The sequence below is a fragment of the Bradyrhizobium sp. genome, from assembly GCF_035273305.1.
In the GTDB taxonomy this organism is placed as follows: domain Bacteria; phylum Pseudomonadota; class Alphaproteobacteria; order Rhizobiales; family Xanthobacteraceae; genus Bradyrhizobium.
Map to the genome: position 1 here is coordinate 1 of NZ_DATEPI010000136.1, position 2459 is coordinate 2459.

The following is a 2459-nucleotide window of genomic DNA, read 5'->3' on the forward strand; positions in this document are numbered from 1 at the left end:
CCAATCACAGATCACCAATTAACCTGGTACTTGGATCCAGCACCACCGGGGACCTTGGCACCAACCGCGCCGGTGGGCGATCGCAACTATGATCAGCCCAAGCAGAATCAACGCTTAATGCCCTCAAAGCTTGCGGCGATGCCGCGCTGAAACAATGACCAGTCGAAGCCCAGCGCCAGCGCCAGGTAACCGCGATCGATCATCTGGTTCGCTTGATCGGGCGTACGCGCCACCCCGCCAATCGGAACGCCACTCTTAAGAATCCCGGCCTCGGCGCGTGCCATCAGCGCCATCACTTCGGGATCATCGACGCGCCCGTGCTTGTTGATGCTGGTGGCGAGGTCGCCAGGCCCGATCACGGCAACGTCGATCCCGGGCACCGCCATGATCTCGTCTATCCGATTGATGGCCTCCACGTGCTCGATCGTCACCATGCAGATCATATTGTCGTCGGCGCTCGCCATGTATTCTGGCATCGAGACGCCCCAGCGGAACGGTGCGTGGAAGGGACCCCATAGCCGCTCGCCGCGCGGCGGATAGCGCACACTCCGTACGGCTTTTTCGGCATCGGCGCGGCTGCAGATCATGGGAAAATTGATCCCAAGCGCGCCGATATCCATGGGCGCTTTGGCAAGCCACGGCTCGTTGGCGGCGATCCGCGCCAGCGGCACGCATGGCGTGCCCGAGGTGGCGGTTATCATCGCGTGTGCCGATCCCAAATCGATCGGACCGTGCTCAAGATCGATGATGATCCAGTCGAGCCCCGAACGCGCCATGATCTGTACGGTTTGAATGCTCGGAATGGTCGCGATCGCCCCAAAGGTCGGGCGTCCCTCTCGCCATTGCCGGCGCAGACGATTGAGAGGGAAAGGGTTGGCGGGGGTCAAAACCGGGCTCCCTCTGGCTTTGCGTAGGGCGATGGCTTGCTGCTCGCGCGAAACGCTAGCAGGCTGGCAGGTGGGCGCATAGCGCCTCAGCTCACGCGGGAACGCGACCGCCGAAGAACGGAATGACAGCGCGGGTCAGTTTGTGCGGGCGGCCCGAGGTGAAAATCATTTCCGCGCCATCATGATCGATCTGACGGCTGGCGGGCCCCAGCAAATCCGCTACCCGCCTTGCAATCGCAGGCGCCGGATCGATCCAGTCCACCGGCCACGGCGCCAACCTGACCAGCCGGTCCAGCAGCAGCGGAAAATGCGTGCAGGCCAGCACCACGGTATCGGTGCGCACGCGAGGATCTGCGCTGTGTCGCACAAAGCATGGCGCAATCTCCGCCGATATCTCGAGGTCGGTGACCGCGATGCCGCTCAATGCGGCCTCCGCCAGCGAGGCGAGTTCGGCTGAACCTACCAGCGCCACTTCACAGCCTTGCGCAAAATCACGGATCAGCGCCTTGGTGTATTCGCGCTTCACCGTGCCTTTAGTACCGAGCACTGAAACGTGTTTGGTTTTCGATCTGGCGCAGGCCGGCTTGATAGCCGGCACCGTGCCGACGAATGGTATTTCGTATCGCTCGCGAAGATGCGACATCACGAGCGTGGAGGCCGTGTTGCACGCGATCACCACCAGGTCCGGCGAATGCGCATCGATCAGGTCGCCGATCAGTGGCACCACACGTGCGATGATCTGGTCTTCGCTATGATGGCCATAGGGAAAGAACGCATCATCGGCGACGTAGACATAGTGCGCGTCTGGGCGCGCCTTGACGATTTCACGCATGACCGTGAGGCCGCCGAGGCCGGAATCGAACACGAGAATGGTTGGGAGTGATGCCACGAAGACGATGCTAGCCGATCCGAAGTTACGATTCAGTTGTTATTGGCGACACGTCACACCGGCAGCAATAGCCGGATGCGGCATCTGCGGCAATTCAATACCTCTCAACATCAGGACTCGCACATTGCCTAGACCGCCTGCCATGCTCATCCCGTGACGAGCGGCATCTGCCGCGTCTCGAAGGATGAGGCCAGAAACCATGGTTCGAGACGGCGCACACGCGCCTCCTGACCATGAGCAACACGATCAGCTCTCGCCGAAGACGCGCTTGAAGATCGTATCAACGTGCTTGAAATGATGGCCGAGATCGAACTGCTCGGATATCTCGGTGTCGCTGAGATATTTCCTTACCTCGGTGTCCTCTTTCAACAGCGCCTGGAAGTCGCCTTCGCCGCGCCAGACCGGCATCGCGTTCCGTTGCACGAGCTTGTAGGCATCCTCGCGGCTCGCGCCTTTTTGCGTCAGCGCCATCAAAAGCCGTTGCGACTGAACCAGGCCGCCGAGGCGGTCGAGGTTCTTTTCCATGTTGGCCGGATAGACCAAGAGCTTCTCGATCAGGCCGGCGAGACGCACCAGCGCGAAGTCGAGCGTGACCGTCGCGTCGGGGCCGATCATGCGCTCGACCGACGAATGCGAAATGTCGCGCTCGTGCCATAGCGCGACATTCTCCAGCGCTGGGGTGA

Annotated in this window: 2 protein-coding genes and 1 pseudogene; all 3 read right to left on the bottom strand. The window is 61.3% G+C overall.

Annotation, left to right across the window (positions count from 1 at the left end; genetic code table 11):
* Window positions 1-107: 107 nt before the first annotated feature.
* Window positions 108-887, bottom strand: a complete 780-nt coding sequence (locus VJV58_RS09385; protein ID WP_324137065.1) for an HpcH/HpaI aldolase family protein — start codon at window positions 885-887, stop codon at window positions 108-110.
* A 91-nt stretch (window positions 888-978) separates the two neighbouring features.
* Complete coding sequence (gene murI / locus VJV58_RS09390; protein WP_324137066.1) at window positions 979-1776, bottom strand: glutamate racemase; 798 nt, start codon at window positions 1774-1776, stop codon at window positions 979-981.
* Window positions 1777-2022: 246 nt separating this feature from the next.
* A pseudogene (locus VJV58_RS09395) lies at window positions 2023-2459 on the bottom strand (adenylosuccinate lyase); the annotation flags it as partial.